13 protein-coding genes are annotated in these 15,069 nt (G+C 63.6%); 7 read left to right on the top strand and 6 right to left on the bottom strand.

Annotation, left to right across the window (positions count from 1 at the left end):
- Nucleotides 1-115 precede the first annotated feature (115 nt).
- On the top strand, nucleotides 116-421 hold the full coding sequence (locus ABFD92_18045; protein MEN6506443.1) for an HU family DNA-binding protein: 306 nt from the start codon (nucleotides 116-118) through the stop codon (nucleotides 419-421).
- Nucleotides 422-575: 154 nt separating this feature from the next.
- Here ABFD92_18045 and ABFD92_18040 read toward each other — a convergent pair whose 3' ends face one another.
- The gene (locus tag ABFD92_18040; protein ID MEN6506442.1) at nucleotides 576-1,118 is read right to left on the bottom strand and encodes a cob(I)yrinic acid a,c-diamide adenosyltransferase; all 543 of its coding nucleotides are present in this window, start codon (nucleotides 1,116-1,118) and stop codon (nucleotides 576-578) included.
- Nucleotides 1,119-1,317: 199 nt separating this feature from the next.
- Between ABFD92_18040 and ABFD92_18035 the strand changes: the two genes are divergently transcribed.
- Complete coding sequence (locus tag ABFD92_18035; GenBank protein ID MEN6506441.1) at nucleotides 1,318-2,568, top strand: alpha-L-fucosidase; 1,251 nt, start codon at nucleotides 1,318-1,320, stop codon at nucleotides 2,566-2,568.
- 74 nt (nucleotides 2,569-2,642) lie between these two features.
- A complete protein-coding gene (gene purB / locus ABFD92_18030; protein MEN6506440.1) occupies nucleotides 2,643-4,076 on the top strand; it encodes an adenylosuccinate lyase in 1,434 nt (477 codons plus the stop codon).
- A gap of 111 nt (nucleotides 4,077-4,187) precedes the next feature.
- Here purB and murD read toward each other — a convergent pair whose 3' ends face one another.
- From murD to ABFD92_18015, 3 genes are read right to left on the bottom strand one after another with little or no spacing between them, the layout of a single operon-like run.
- Nucleotides 4,188-5,492 (bottom strand): UDP-N-acetylmuramoyl-L-alanine--D-glutamate ligase, encoded by a 1,305-nt coding sequence (gene murD / locus ABFD92_18025; GenBank protein MEN6506439.1) that lies wholly within the window; start codon nucleotides 5,490-5,492, stop codon nucleotides 4,188-4,190.
- A complete protein-coding gene (locus ABFD92_18020; protein MEN6506438.1) occupies nucleotides 5,489-6,715 on the bottom strand; it encodes a pitrilysin family protein in 1,227 nt (408 codons plus the stop codon). The genes murD and ABFD92_18020 overlap by 4 nt, the downstream gene beginning before the upstream one ends.
- A 9-nt stretch (nucleotides 6,716-6,724) precedes the next feature.
- A complete protein-coding gene (locus tag ABFD92_18015) occupies nucleotides 6,725-7,963 on the bottom strand; it encodes a pitrilysin family protein (protein MEN6506437.1) in 1,239 nt (412 codons plus the stop codon).
- Nucleotides 7,964-8,144: 181 nt separating this feature from the next.
- Here ABFD92_18015 and ABFD92_18010 point away from each other — a divergent pair, with 181 nt between their 5' ends.
- The 4 genes from ABFD92_18010 to ABFD92_17995 all read left to right on the top strand — a co-directional run bounded on the left by ABFD92_18010 (nucleotide 8,145) and on the right by ABFD92_17995 (nucleotide 13,483).
- The gene (locus tag ABFD92_18010; GenBank protein MEN6506436.1) at nucleotides 8,145-9,155 is read left to right on the top strand and encodes an NAD(P)H-dependent glycerol-3-phosphate dehydrogenase; all 1,011 of its coding nucleotides are present in this window, start codon (nucleotides 8,145-8,147) and stop codon (nucleotides 9,153-9,155) included.
- 332 nt (nucleotides 9,156-9,487) lie between these two features.
- Nucleotides 9,488-10,768: an alpha-L-fucosidase gene (locus tag ABFD92_18005; protein ID MEN6506435.1), complete on the top strand. Its 1,281-nt coding sequence runs from the start codon at nucleotides 9,488-9,490 to the stop codon at nucleotides 10,766-10,768.
- 107 nt (nucleotides 10,769-10,875) lie between these two features.
- Nucleotides 10,876-12,129, top strand: coding sequence for a hypothetical protein (locus tag ABFD92_18000; protein MEN6506434.1), 1,254 nt, complete (start codon nucleotides 10,876-10,878; stop codon nucleotides 12,127-12,129).
- Nucleotides 12,130-12,361: 232 nt separating this feature from the next.
- Nucleotides 12,362-13,483: an acyl-CoA desaturase gene (locus ABFD92_17995; protein ID MEN6506433.1), complete on the top strand. Its 1,122-nt coding sequence runs from the start codon at nucleotides 12,362-12,364 to the stop codon at nucleotides 13,481-13,483.
- 3 nt (nucleotides 13,484-13,486) lie between these two features.
- Here the strand turns inward: ABFD92_17995 and ABFD92_17990 are convergent, their stop codons facing one another.
- Nucleotides 13,487-13,657, bottom strand: coding sequence for a rubredoxin (locus tag ABFD92_17990; GenBank protein ID MEN6506432.1), 171 nt, complete (start codon nucleotides 13,655-13,657; stop codon nucleotides 13,487-13,489).
- Nucleotides 13,658-13,703: 46 nt separating this feature from the next.
- Nucleotides 13,704-14,942 (bottom strand): glycosyltransferase family 2 protein, encoded by a 1,239-nt coding sequence (locus tag ABFD92_17985; GenBank protein MEN6506431.1) that lies wholly within the window; start codon nucleotides 14,940-14,942, stop codon nucleotides 13,704-13,706.
- Nucleotides 14,943-15,069: the final 127 nt, after the last annotated feature.

Below are 15,069 nucleotides of genomic sequence, written 5' to 3'. Positions count from 1 at the left end.
TCGAAAATTTCCGCATTTTTCCTTTGAATAACGCCGCACGGTGGTGTAATTATGCGGTCGTTGACCGGCATGGGGCCGGAACCTATCCAACGTTAGTAATGAAAGGAATCGTTACATGGCTACAAAGAAACCGATGACCAAGGGACAGTTCCTGGCGACAATCGCCGACGAGACCGAACTGCCGAAGAAGAAAGTGGCCGCTGTCTTCGACGCGATGGCCGGTCTGCTGAAGAAGGAACTCAAGGGCGCGGGCCTGCTGAACATCGCCGGACTGATGAAGGTCACCGTCATCCGCAAGCCGGCCACCAAGGCTCGCGAAGGCATCAACCCCTTCACCAAAGAAAAGATCATGATCAAGGCCAAGCCGGCCCGCAACGTGATCAAGGTCCGCCCGCTGAAGACCCTCAAAGACATGGTCTAAACCCGCCGGATTTGCGGTAAAACAAGGCTTTACCACTAAAGACACCGGTCTGATCAAGATCGGTGTCTTTATTTTCAGGATTGCGGATTGTGGATTTGGGATTTCGGATTACATTGCTGATCCTGATCCGCAATCCGAGATCGAAAATCCTCAATCACTTCTCCACGCCCTTCTGTGCCGGCCAGCCTTCGCTCATGCCGTGCTTGATGCAGCGCATTTCCGTGACCGTGTCGGCCAAGGCGATCAAACTGCCGGTAGCGCCGCGGCCGGTCAGGACGATGCACGTCTCCGGCGGCGCCGATCTCACGGCGTCGATCACGTCGGCTTCCTCGATCAGGCCCGCCTGCACGGCAAAGCACACCTCGTCCAGCACCACCATGTGGAATTGCCCTGAGGCGATAATTTTCGCCGCCCGGGCCAGCCCCGCACGGGCAGCCGCCCCGTGCTCGGCAAACTTGGGACTGTCCTTGGGTGGCAGGAAGCCCAGCCCCGTCTGGATGATCTGAGCACATTCGATGCGATGCAGCGCCGCCACCTCCCCCACCACCGCGTCGGCCTTGACGAACTGCACCACGCACGCCGACAGGCCATGCCCGCAGCAGCGCAGCACCATGCCCAGCGCGGCGGTAGTCTTGCCCTTGCCGTCGCCGGTGAAGATCAGGATTCGAGTCGAATGCTTTGTGGGTTCGGATGTCATGGCCAGACAATCATAGCGTCAGCGGGCAAAAGGTTCCAATGGTGAGGTTAGAGGGTAGAGGGTAGAGGGTAGAGGGTAGAGGGTAGAGGATATTGTTGGCACGCTCTCACCTCTCACCTTTAACCTCTAACCTTGGCGCACCATCGATTAGCGAGTACTACTTACCGCTTACCGACTACCTGCAAGAAAGGATACCGCCATGCCCGACCGCACCGGTGCCAGCCAGTTCCTCCGTGCTACGCCTGACCAGATGCAATGGTGGCGCGAAGCAAGGTTCGGCATGTTCATTCATTGGGGCCCGGCCGCCATCGGCGGATCGGATATCAGTTGGTCGCGACAGGGCGGCCATCGCATCGGCGATTGGCAGGCATGGGCCAAGAACCCCATCCCGGCCGAGGTCTACGACAAGTTCTACACGCAGTTCAACCCCACGCTCTACGATGCCCGGCAGTGGGTGGCCACCGCTCGCGCCGCCGGCATGAAATATATGGTACTGACGACCAAGCATCACGACGGATTCTGTCTCTTCGACACGCGCTACACCACCCACCGCGTGACCGCGCCCGATTGCCCCTGCCAGCGCGACCTGGTACGCGAGTTGGCCGACGCGTGCCACGAAGCAGGCATGAAGCTGGGACTCTACTACTCCGCCCGCGACTGGTTCCATGAAGACTACCTCACCGAAAACCACCACCGCTACCTGGCGTTCTATCACGCGCAGCTCCTGGAGTTGCTGTGCAACTACGGCCGCGTGGACGTGCTGTGGTTCGACCACATCGGCGGCCCGCACCACCTGTGGGACCCGGACCTGGTGCTGCGGATGGCGCGCAGGCTGCATCCGGGCATCATCATCAACGACCGTCTGCACGCGTCGGTCCTGCACGGCCGCGTGAGCGAATACACCGGCGACTTCGAGACGCCCGAGGGGCACCTGGGGGCGTACCGCACGGACCGCGCGTGGGAGTCGTGCCTGTGCCTGTGCGACGGCGGCTGGTCGTTCACGCCGGGCACAAAGATGATGACGTTTCACGAGTGCATCAGCGCCCTGGCCCACTGCGCCGGCGGCGACGGCAACCTGCTGCTCAACACCGGCCCGATGCCCGACGGCCGCATCGAGCCGCGACAAGGGGACTTGCTCAAGGAGATCGGTCAGTGGCTGGCGCTGCACGGCGAGACAATCTACGCCACGCGCGGCGGGCCGCTGCGCCCCGGCGAATGGGGCGCCTGCACGCACCGCGGCAACAAGATCTTCCTGCACATTCTGCAGCGGTCGCAAGGCACACTCGAACTGCCGCCCATCGAGGCGCGCGTGCTAAGCAGCAACGTGCGAACGGGTGGGCAGGTGCAGATCGCGCAGACGCCGGAGACTTTGAGCATCACGCTCAACGCCCCCGCCGCGCCGGACACCATCGTCGAGATGACGCTGGACCGGGACATCGCGGTCGTGTAACGGCCTGGTCACTTCATTGACCCAGGGCTTGCTTTAGCCTTTTCGCGGCGGGCATTTGCCTTTATCATCCAGCCATGGACGACAAATACAAAACCTATACCAGCCCCCTCGAATCGCGGTATGCCAGTCTGGAAATGCGCACCCTCTTCGGTCGCCAGATGCAGTTCTCGACCTGGCGGCGGCTGTGGCTGGCGCTGGCCCAATGCCAAAAGGAACTCGGGCTCGATATCACCGACGACCAACTCGCCCAGATGGCGGCGCACCTGGATGACATCGACTTCGAAAAGGCCGCCCGCCACGAAGAGAAACTCCGCCACGACGTGATGGCGCACATCCACGCCTACGGCGAGGCGGCCCCCGCCGCGGCGGGCATCATCCACCTCGGCGCCACCAGCCAGTACGTCAACTGCAACACCGACCTGATCGTCATGCGGTCGGCGCTGGGACTGCTGATCGGCCAGCTCGCAAACGTGATCGACGCCCTGGGCGCATTCGCGGCTAAGCACCGCGACCTGCCGTGCCTGGGCTTCACGCACTTTCAGCCGGCCCAGATGACCACCGTCGGCAAGCGCGCCGCCATGTGGTGTGCCGATTTTATTCGCGACCTGCGCGACCTGGAGTACCGCCGCGACGGGCTCGAATTCCGCGGCGCTAAGGGCACTACCGGCACGCAGGCCAGCTTCATGGCCCTGTTCGGCAACGCCCACGAGAAAGTCCGCCGGCTCGACCAGATGGTCGCCGAGAAGATGGGCTTCACGAAAACCATGCTCATCACCGGGCAGACCTACAGCCGCAAGATCGACGCCCAGATCGCCCAGGCGCTGGCCGGCATCGGCGCCAGCGTCCACAAGATGTGCAACGACGTGCGCCTGCTGGCCGGCCTCAAGGAAATCGAAGAGCCTTTCGAGACCTCGCAGGTCGGCTCCAGCGCGATGGCCTACAAGCGAAACCCCATGCGCTGCGAGCGAGCCACCGCCCTGGCCCGCTTCCTGATGGACGTCTCGGCCAGCCCGCTGCATACTGCCGCCGAGCAGTGGTTCGAACGCACGCTCGACGATTCGGCCAACAAACGTCTGGCCATGAGCGAGGCATTCCTGTCAGCCGACGCGGCGCTGGGGATCGTGCTCAACGTCTCGCGCGGGCTGGTGGTGTATCCCGCCGTCATCGCTTCGCATATCCAGGCCGAACTGCCCTTCATGGCGACCGAAAACATCCTGATGGCCGCCGTCGCCGCCGGAGGCAACCGCCAGGACCTGCACGAACGCATCCGCACCCACAGCCAGGCCGCCGCCGCGGTGGTCAAGACAGACGGCAAACCCAACGACCTGATCGCCCGCCTCAAGGCCGATGCGGCCTTTGCCAACATCGACATCGACACCGTCATGAACCCCAAAGATTTCATCGGCCGAGCGCCCGAGCAAGTCGACGAGTTCATCGCAACCGAAGTGGATCCCCTCCGCAGCAAGTACAAAGACCAGTTGGGCAAAAAGAGCGAATTGAAGGTGTAGTTAGCGGCGGAGCTTGCCACGGCGGATCTTCGACTTGCACCGCGCGTTCTGAGATCGGGGAAACAACCACGTCGAACAAGTTCGACCGCTAACGTGGGCGCACCGAGGGTTCTATTCTTCCAGCACCAGTTTGGTGAACAGGTCGCCTCGCTGCTCGTAGTTGTTGAACTGATCGTAGCTGGCGCAGGCGGGGCTCAGGAGGACCACGTCCCCTTCTTCGGCGGCGCCGCGGGCGATGGCGACGGCCACTTCGAGATTTTCGGCCATGCTCACCTGTGGGAGGATCTGGTCGATCTCCTTGGCGGCGACGACCTCGGTGAGGATAGCGCTGGCGGTCTGGCCCATAACGATGACGTACTTGGCCCGGGCCGCCAGGGTCTCGCCGAGGGTTCTGAAGTCGACGTGCTTGTCGTATCCGCCGACGATGATGACGGCCTTGCGCGGCGGGAAGGCATCCAGCGCCACCATGGCGCCCTCGGGCGTGGTACACTTGGAATCGTTGTAGTATCGCACGCCGGACTTCTGCGCCACGAACTGCAGGCGGTGCGGCAGACCGGTGAAGGCCACCAGCGCCCCGGCGGCAGTCGAGCGGTCCACGCCCATCTGCGCCGCGGCCGCAAACGCCGCCTGGGCGTCGGCCTGGTTGTGCTTGCCGGGCACGGCCAGTTCAAACGGCTCGGCGTCCGGGTCGAACTGCACGGTCCTGCCCGGCCCGCGCCAGGTCGAGACGACCGGATCGGCGGCGTTAACCACCAGCACGTCATCGCGGGTCTGGAAGCGGAAGATGATTTTCTTGGCGGCCGCGTAGGCGTCGATCGTGCCATGTCGGTCGAGGTGGTTGGGTCGCAGGTTGGTGATGACGGCCACGTGCGGGCTGATGCCAAGCTGCACGGCCCGTTCGAGTTGAAAGCTCGACAGTTCAAGCACGACGACGTGGTCGGGTTCAATGTCCGGCAGGGTTTCGAGCAGGCTCTTGCCGATGTTGCCGCCCATGTGCGTGGTGAACTTGCGAGCGAGGATCTGGGCGATCATCGCAGTGGTGGTGCTCTTGCCGACGCTGCCGGTGATGCCGACGATCGGCGCGCGGCAGCGCTCCAGGAAGAGGTTGATCTCCGTCGTCTGCGGCACGCCCGCGCGCGTGGCCGAGGCCAGCAGCGGCATCTCCAGCGGGATCGCCGGGTTCACCACCAGCAGGTCGGTCTGGAGGAAATCGGCAGGCACGTGGGCGCCCAGGTGCAGCGTCACGTCGAGGTCCGCAAGCTGCGCGATCGAGCCGGCCAGGTCTTCGGCCTTGGCCTGGTCCGACACGGTGACAGCCGCCCCTTGCCGCGCCAACCAGCGCACCGCCCCCACGCCCCCGCCGAATCGCCCCAGCCCCGCGACAGTCACCTTCATTCCGGCAAAAGACTCGATCATAGCGACTCCCGCGGCCCCAGCGCCAGCACGCTGGCGGCGGAGAGGTCGTACAGGCGGGCCAGCTCGACGACTTCCTGCGTGGAGACCTGGAAGAGGCGCTCGATCTGCTCGGGCAGCGGCACGTATTCGTGGCGATAAACCCACCCCAGCCCGACCGACGTCAGCCGCCCCATCGGGACCTCGCCTTTAAGCGTCGAACCGGAGGCGATCTTGTTCTTGGCCGCTTCGAGTTCGGCCTCGCTGGGCCCGCTCTGGCAGAAGTCGGCCAGCACGCCGCGCGTGATGGCCAGCGCCTCGGCGGCGCGGTCCGGCCGCGCCGACACGAACGTGATGAACGCGCCGGCCTGGTCCATACCGTCGAATGACATGCTGGCCTGGTCGGCGATGGCCTGATCGATCAACGCGTAGTACAGGCGGCTGCCGGTCGAGTCGCCGATGATGGCCGCCAGGAGCTGTGCGGCGTACCGGTCGTCGTCTTGCGACGACGGCGCCACGGACATCAGGGCGATGTTCTCATGCACCATCTTGGTGTCGGCGATGACGGTCTGATCGGTATTGCCCCGCACCGGCGGCGTGTCGCGCGTCACGTCGAAGTGCTTCCAGCGCCCGCAGGCCTTTTCAACATCCGCCACCAGGGCGTCGAAATCGACATTGCCCGTGGCCGCCACCACGACGTTGCCGGCCGAGTACCGCCGGTCGAAATACGCCTGCATGTCGTCGCGCTTCAGGGCGCGGATCGACTCGGGGCTGCCCAGGACGTTATTGCCCAGCGGGTGTCCGCGGAAGAACTGGCCCATGAGCTTTTCGTAGACCTTGAACTGCGGCTGATCTTCGTAGCGGGCGATCTCGTCGAGGATGACGTTCTTCTCCATGTCGAAGTCTTCGCCGCGCAGCGACGGGCGCAGGATGTCGCCCAGCAGGTCGATCAGCGGCGACTGGAACTCCGGCACGACGGCGCCGTAGAAAACCGTCGATTCCTCGCTGGTGAAGGCGTTGTACCGGGCGCCCATGGTGTCGAAGTCGCGGTTGACGTCGAAGGGGCTTCGCTTGTCCGTGCCCTTGAACACCATGTGTTCGAGAAAATGGCTCACGCCGGAGATTTCCGCCGTCTCGTCGCGGCTGCCCGTGCGAACGAAAAATCCCGCCGCCAGCGAGGCCGCCGACGGATTGATCTCGCCGACCACCTGCAGGCCGTTGCTCAGTTGCGTCTGTTTGAACTCCATGGCGTCTTCCTACAGGGCGCTGGTGTCCAGCGGTTTGGGTCCGATCGTCATGACGGTGAAATCTTCCGCCGGGAACTCCCGCACGTAGCTTAACACGTCGTCGGCGGTCACCGCGTCAATGGCCGCAATGATCTCATCGAGGCTTCGCAGGCGGCCGAGGTGGTACCAGTCGCCCGCCAGGGCGAAGGCGCGGGCCGAGGTGGACTCGCCGGCCATCACCGTGGCGCTCTTGTACTGCGTTTTGGCGCGGTGCATCTCATCGTCGGTGACGCCCTCAACCATGCGCTTGAGCTCGCGCACGGTCACGTCGAGCGTTTCCTGCCCCTTCTCGGGCACGGTGCCGGCGTAGGTGAACATGCCGGCGTGGCCCTTGAGGCTGTGGTAGTGCGTCGAAACGTGGTACGCCAGCCCGCGCTCCTCCCGGACGTGCGTGAACAGGCGGCTGCTCATCCCACCCGAGAGCACCGTCTCGGCCAGGTGGGCGGCGTAGAATCGTTTGTCGGAGGCGGGGCAGGCCTTGTGCCCCAGCGTGATGTGCATCTGGGCGCTGTCGCGCTGGATGTGCGTCACGCCGGCGGCGGGCGCGGTCACGGTCGGCGCGGGCGGTCCGGGGGCCTGCCAGTCGCCCAACAGCCGCCCAGCCTGGTCGACGAACGCCGCCCAGTCAATGTTGCCCGCCACGGCGACAATCGTGCCTCGCGGGCCCAGCGCGCCGCGGGCGTAGGCTTCAAGCCCAGCGGCATCGAGCGACTCCAGCGACTCGACCGTCCCGTAGATGCTGCGCCCCAGCGGGGCGGGATAGAACTTCTCGCGCAGCATCATGACGGCTTTGCGCGCCGGTTCGTCGTCGAGCGACTGAAGGTCCTGCAGCACCAGGCTGCGCGACGGGGTGAACGTCGCCGCCTCAAGCCGCGGACGCAGGAGGATGTCGGCGAAGATCTCCATCGCCTGTGCGAAGTTGCGGCCGAGCTGAGCGGACGAGAGCTGCACGAACTCGCCGACGACCGAGGCGTCGTGCTGGCAGCCAAGGTTGTCCAGGGCATCGTTGAGCGCCCGCGTGTCGCGGTCGCCGGCGCCTCGCATGACCCACTCGCTGATGACGGCTGCCGCCCCGGCCGACGGCGCCGGATCGTACGCCGCCCCGGCAGGAACGGCGAAGGTGACAGCCGCCGATGAAACGTCCTTCATCGACTGGCCCAGAAGCGTCACGCCATTGGGCAGGTGCTCTATGTGAAACTGCTCTTCCACGCCAATCTCCTTATTCGCAGCGACAGAGCATTCTATCGGCAATACCTATCAAGGCAACGGAGGAAAGTAAACGGATGAATGGATGGTTGGATGGTTGTTCATTCATTCATCCATTCATCCACCCATCCTCCCCGCGAACGGCATCTGGACTTTTTTCGCCTCTGCGGGTACCGTTGGGCCCATGCGTGAACAGGTTTCAATCATCGGCGACGGGGCCATGGGCACCGTCTGTGCGCTCATGCTGGCCGAGAACGGCGTCAGCGTGCGGCTGTGGTCGGCGTTTCCCGATGCGGCCGAGTGCCTCGCCCGTCAGCGCGACAACACGCGGTTCCTGCCCGGCCATCCGCTGCCTGACTGCGTGGAGGTCACCGGCGACGACACCCGCGCCCTGGCCGGGGCCACGCTGGCAATCTCCGCAGTGCCCACGCAGTTCATGCGGGGCGTGTGGGACCGCCTCAAATGTCACTGCCCCGAGGGCCTGCCGGTCTGCTCGGTCACCAAGGGAATCGAGAATCATACGCTGCTGCTGCCCACGCAGATCCTCAGCGACGTGCTCGACGGCGGCCGCGATGGATCGCGACCCTTAGCGGCGCTGTCAGGCCCAAGCATCGCCCCGGAAGTCGCCGATCATCGCCTGGCGGTAGTGACGGTGGCGGCTGACGATGAATCGCTGGCGCGGCGCGTGCAGCAGATCGTCAACCGCCCGTATTTCCGCGTGTACACCAACGCCGATCTGGTGGGCGTGGAACTGGCCGGGGCGGTCAAGAACGTCATCGCTATCGCCGCGGGCATGCTGGACGGCCTGGGCGCCGGCGTCAACACCAAGGCCGCCCTGCTGACGCGCGGGCTCGTCGAGATGGCCCGCCTCGGCGCCGCCATGGGCGGTCGCGAGGAGACCTTCGCCGGTCTGGCCGGCATGGGCGACCTGGTCACCACCTGCTTCTCCCCCATCGGGCGCAACCGCTCCTTCGGCGAAGCCGTCGGCCGCGGCAAGAGCGTCAAAGATGTTCTGGCCGCCAGCGAATCAGTCGTCGAAGGCGTGGCCACCACGACCAGCGTCATCGAACTGGCCGGGCGGCTCAAAGTCGAGATGCCCATCACCACGGCAGTGCATCACGTGCTCGAGGGCAAAGGCACGCCCGATGAAGCCATCGCCGCGTTGATGTCGCGTCCGCTGCGCGCCGAGCAGTGATCCTTCGCGCCTCGGGAAAAGAAGAAACCGACGACGAGCACGATAGAAGCGTCCCACTTCGATGTTAGCGGCGGAGCTTGCTCCGCGCGGTTGTTTCCCCGATGCCCAAACGCGCGGAGCAAGCTCCGCCGCAACATCGGGGCGGGACGCTTCTATCGTCCTCGTCGTCGTCCTCGTCCTCGTCGTCGGTTTTCCTCCCCTTTTTTCCTAGGCGATTGCTTTTGACTTGCGGCCGCCGAATTCTACAATCCTCGAATCACGCCCGGCCCTTGCGCCGGGAGACACAGGCTCAAAAGCCTGTGCCACGAACTTATCATTAGGAGCTTTCCGAAATGGCATTGTCCAAGAAGAAGTACCTGGATTCCGTCGCCGCCAGCCGGCCCAAGCGCATGAAGTGGTGGACCGAGGCCCGTTACGGCATGTTCGTACACTGGGGCCTGTACGCCCAGCTCGAACGCAACGAGTGGGTCTGGGCCATCGAAAATATTCCCAAGGAAGAATACGAGAAGCTGGCTGACACGTTCAAGCCCAAGCCCCGCGCCCCGCGCGAGTGGGCGAAACTCGCCAAGGAATCGGGCATGAAGTACATGGTGCTGACGACCAAGCACCACGAAGGCTTCTGCCTGTGGGACACCAAGCTGACGGACTTCAATGCCGTCAAGCGCGGGCCCAAGCGCGACCTGGTGAAGGAGTATGTCGACGCCTGCCGCGAGTACGGCCTCAAGATCGGCTTCTACTACTCGCTGATGGATTGGCATCATCCCGACGGCGCCACGTGCGCCCACGACGAAAAGGCCCGCCGCCGCTTCATCGACTACACGCAGGGCCTCGTGCGTGAGCTGATGACCAACTACGGCAAGATCGACATCCTGTGGTATGACGTGTCGTGCCCGCTGCAGAGCCCCGAGAAGTGGGAATCCGTCAAGATCAACACGATGGTGCGCGAGCTTCAGCCGCACATCCTGATCAACGACCGCTCGCAGATCCCCGAAGACTTCTCGACGCCCGAAGGCTCCGTGCGCGCCGCCGAAGCCGGCCGCGGCTGGGAAGCCTGCATGACCTTCAACCACGTTTCGTGGGGCTACATGCGCAGCGCCGCCCATGACACGCACCGCTCGCGCGACATCCTGCAGATGCTGCACACCTGCTGCAGCGGGCAGGGCAACCTGCTGCTGAACATCGGCCCGGCGCCCGACGGCTCGGTGCCCAAGGAAGCCTTCGAGCCGCTGCAGACGGTGGGCAAGTGGATCGCCAAGAACAAAGAGGCGTTCTACGGCAACTTCGACCGTCCGAACATCGGCTGGACCAGCGCCTGCTGCGCCCACACGCAGAAGGGCAAGACGATCTACGCCTGGGTGAAGCACTGGCCCGGCGCCGAGCTGCCGCTGGCGGGCTTCAAGACCAAGCTGCTGGCCGCCTCGTTCATGGACGGCAAGAAGATCTCCTTTACGCAGGACATGAAGCAGGAACGCATCGTGCTGACGGGCCTGCCCAAGGAATGCCCGGACAAGCTCTCGACCGAGACGGTCCTGATCAAGCTGGACTTCGCCTCCAAGCCCAAGCACATGTGGTGCTCGAAGAACGCGGCCCTGCACGCCTGGGATAAGAAATAGTTGTGAGTGGTGAGTGGTGAGTGGTGAGCGATGAGAGATTCCGGGGTCACTGAAGTGACCCGGCCGGGTCGCTTTAGCGATCCCGGAATCTTCTCTTGGAGACAAGAATGTTTATTCCCGACAGCGACGTGAAAATCCTGCGAGATCTGGCCAAGCGTGTGCTCGAGGTCTCTCACGACCCGGTCAACGTCGAGCGGCGCAACGAGTGGTTCCGCCACCGCCGGCTCGAGCCGGGGCGGCCAATGATCCTCATCGAGCAGGGCGAGATCGGTCCGCTGGTGGGCATCGGCGAGCGCTGCATCTGCAAAGACAACTGGGCTCGCGGCCAGGAATATGGGATGCGTTCCAAGCTGTATATGTTCGAGGAAGTGCAGGACGACCACGTCGTCGAGCCGACGGTCTACGCCATGTGGGGCGTGGGCAGCACCGACTACGGCGTCCAGCCGGTCACGCACTCGGCCCCGACGGCCGACGGCGCCCGCGGCAGCGTCAAGTGGGACCCGCCCATCCAGGACCTGGATAAGGATTTCGACAAGCTCAAGCCGCGCACCTTCAGCGTCCATCGCGAGGGCACGCTGGAAGAGAAAGCCCGCCTGGAAGAAGTCTTTGACGGCATCTTCGACGTGCAGGTCGGTGGCTGGTTCTGGTGGACGATGGGCATGACCGGCACGGCGATCAACCTCATCGGCCTCGAGGGGCTGATGATGGCGATGTACGACAACCCCAAGGGCCTCCACCGCCTGATGGCGTTTCTGCGCGACGACCACGTCAACCACGCGCTGTTTGTCGAGAAGGAAGGCCTGCTCGCGCTGAACAATCGCGACCATTACATCGGCTCAGGGTCGCTGGGTTACACGCACGAATTGCCCTCGCCCGGTTACACAGAAGGCGGGCCGGTGCGGCTGAAGGACCAGTGGGTCCTCAGCGAATCGCAGGAGACCGTCGGCGTCTCGCCGGCGATGTTCGACGAGTTCATCTATCCCTACCAGCTCGACCTGATGAAGCGCTTTGGCCTGACGTACTACGGCTGCTGCGAACCGGTCAACAACCGCTGGCACATTCTCAAGAACATCCCCAACCTGCGGGCCATCAGCGTCTCGCCCTGGGCCGACCAGGACGTGATGGCCGAAGGCTGCGGCCGCAAGGTCATCTTCTGCCGCAAGCCCAACCCGGCGAGCATCAGCACGCCCAAGTTCGACGAAGAAGCGCTCAAGGCCGATGTGCGGGCCACCTGCCAGGCCGCCCGCAAGTGCAACTTCGAGATCGTGATGAAGGACATCCACACCTTCAGCGGCGACCGGACCCGCCCCGTCAAGTGGGTGAAACTCGCCCGCGAGGTGTGCGACGAGTTCTTCGCATGAGCCCCATGGAGTGCGGCAGCCTTAGCTGCCGCTTTCGAAGTTGTTCGGAGTGATCAGGCCGCGCTTCAGCCGAAAAACTACCAAAGCGGCAGCTAAGGCTGCCGCACTCCAAAGTGGCCACCTTGCAACTTGAACATTGGATGTTCAAATTGCAGGCTTTCGTGATCACTTCTCTATAATTACCTGCCGCTGAGGCCCTGGCGAGCTCAGGCAGCGGAAACTTGACCAGGTTATGGCGCAGGATGAGAAACCTCAGGCCGGCTCGGCTCCGGCGGCCCTTTCTGCCGGAATCCGACGGCTGGAATTTGCCTCGGACACCGCGTTCCAGACGGAATTGCGCCGGCGGGTGGATGAGTTCTTTCGCGCCAGCGGCCGGCGACGGCGCGACTGCTGGCAGATGTACCTCAAGTCAGCGATCATCCTGGCGGCATTTGGCGCGTCGTGGTGGATGCTCGTATTCGTCGCCCGGACGCCGGCGGCGGGGCTGGCACTGGCGGTGGTGCTGGGCCTGTCGATTGCCCTGATCGGCTTCAACATCCAGCATGACGGCGGGCACATGGCTTATTCGGAGCATCGCTGGGTCAACCGCATCGCGGCTGGGATGATGGGGCTCATCGGCGGCAGCAGTTACACCTGGCGCTGGAAGCACTCTGTCATTCACCACATGTACGTCAACGTGACCGGGTACGACAATGACATCGACGTGCAGCCTCTGGGGCGATTCTCGCCGCACCAGAAGCGCCGATGGTTCCACCGCTGGCAGCACATCTATATGTGGGCTTTCTATGGACTGGAGACGGTGAAGCTGCAACTGATCGACGATTTTCGATACCTCATCTTCGGCCGCTTTGGTCCTCACCGTGTGGGTCGGCCGCTGCGGTGGGAACTGGTCAACTTCATCGTGGGCAAAGCGGCGTTTGCCTGCCTGGCGTTTGTCGTGCCGATGCTCTTTCATAGCGTGTGGGTGGTTCTGTTTTACTATCTGGTGACGGTGTGGGTCACCGGCCTGGTGATGGTGTTGGTGTTCGTGCTTCCTCACCTGGTGGACGATGCGGAGTTTCCTCTACCGGCCGAGCCGGGGCGGATGGATCGCCCCTGGGCCGTTCACCAGGCCAGCGTGACGGTAGACTTCGCTCGAGGCAATCGCGTGCTGACGTGGCTGCTGGGCGGGTTGAACTTCCACAAGGAACACCATCTGTTCCCGCTGATCTGCCACGTGAATTATCCGGCCATGTCGGCGGTGGTGCAGCAGACCTGCCGAGACTTCGGCCTGGCGTACAAGGAGCATCGCTCATTCCTGGCAGGCATCGCCTCGCACTACCGCTGGCTGCGGCGGCTGGCCAGGCAGGACTGACGCTCACATCGGAGCATACATGCTCTTGGGGGAGCCGCAGACGGGGCAGAGCCAATCCTCGGGCAGATCCTCGAACGCCGTCCCCGGCGGTATGCCTTGAGATGCCTCGCCCTCGGCGGGATCGTAGATGTGCCCGCAAACCTGGCACTGATATGAGACGATCGTCTTGTCCATTGCCGAACCTTGGTCTTGCAACGCCCAGGCACGCGCCTGCAGAAGTCTATCGCTGTCCCGCTTGCGGCAACGTAGTGAGATCACCCGCCGGCTCCATCTCGCCCTGGCTGGAGTTGGCGGCGTAGGTCGTGTCGCGCCAGGAGAGCTTGGCGTTGCGCCGGTACATCAGCAGCGACCGCAGCAACATGACGCAGACCCACGCGCAACTGAAGGGATAGATCAGGCCCAGGTACCACTTCGACTTGGTATACGTGTAGTACCGGCAGACCATGATGGTCTCGATCACTGATCCGGCCAGACCGAGCAGGCCCAGCGTCTTCCACGCCTCACCGGCCCCGGCCGCGTGCAGACCCAGCCCCACCGCCGCCGCGATGTAGCACGTCAGGCCCTTATACGCCAAGACGGCAAACGCCAGCAGCACGCGCCACGGGTTGCGGAAGGCGCCGAAGAATATACGGTTCCAGCCGCGGAGAATCTGCCCCAGGGTCGTGTACATCCGCACGTGGAAGAGCCCCTCGCTGGGGGCCATGCACAGGGTCATGCCCGACCGCTTGATGCGCCGGGCCATGTCCATGTCTTCGATGAGGCTGCCCTTGATGGCCTCGTGGCCGCCGATGGCGTCATATGCCTCGCGTCGGATCAGCATGAACATACCGTTGGCATAGGCCTGCGGTTTCCTGGGATTGTTCACCCTGTCGGGGCGGAACCAGACCATCAGCACGCCCACGCACACAGGCTGGAGCAGCTTTTCCCAGAATGATTCGAGTTCCAGCGCCGGCAGCAGGCTCAGCAGGTCGGCTTTGCGCGACTGTGCAAAGGCCATCGATAGCGACAGCGTCTTAGGCGAGGCTTGGCGGCAGTCGGCGTCGGTCATCAGGATCAACTCGCCTCGTGCGCGGGTGAGGCCCTGGTGCATCGCGTGGTTCTTGCCGCACCAGCCAGCCGGCAGGTGGTCGACGTCGATAAGCGTCAGACGCTTGTCTGTTGCGGCGATCTGACGGACGATTTCGCTTGTGCGGTCGCTGCTGCGGTCGTTGACGACGATCAGCTCGAAGTCCGGATAATCCTGCTCCAGCATCGTGCGGACGCATGTTTCGATGTTGGCTTCTTCGTCCTTGGCGGCCACCACCACCGACAGCGGCGGCGTCGGCGTTTGCGGGGCGTCCCAGTCGTGCTGGAGATGGAAGGTTCGCCGCCAGACCGGCAGGGCCAGCAGATTGCGCACGAGCCACTCACCGGCGCAGACGCCGACGATGCAGGTCAGGATGAAGGCAAGTAGTTCCATATCTTTGCGAAGAAACAAATCCGAAATCAGAAACTCGAAATCCGAAACACAAAACAAAAAGCAACTGACAACAAAACACAATCAACAACGAGACAGTTCTTGTAGTTTGTTATTTGTAATTTGCTAT

Source organism: Planctomycetaceae bacterium (assembly GCA_039680605.1).
Classification (GTDB): domain Bacteria; phylum Planctomycetota; class Phycisphaerae; order SM23-33; family SM23-33; genus JAJFUU01.
This window is presented reverse-complemented; position numbering and strand designations above follow the sequence as displayed.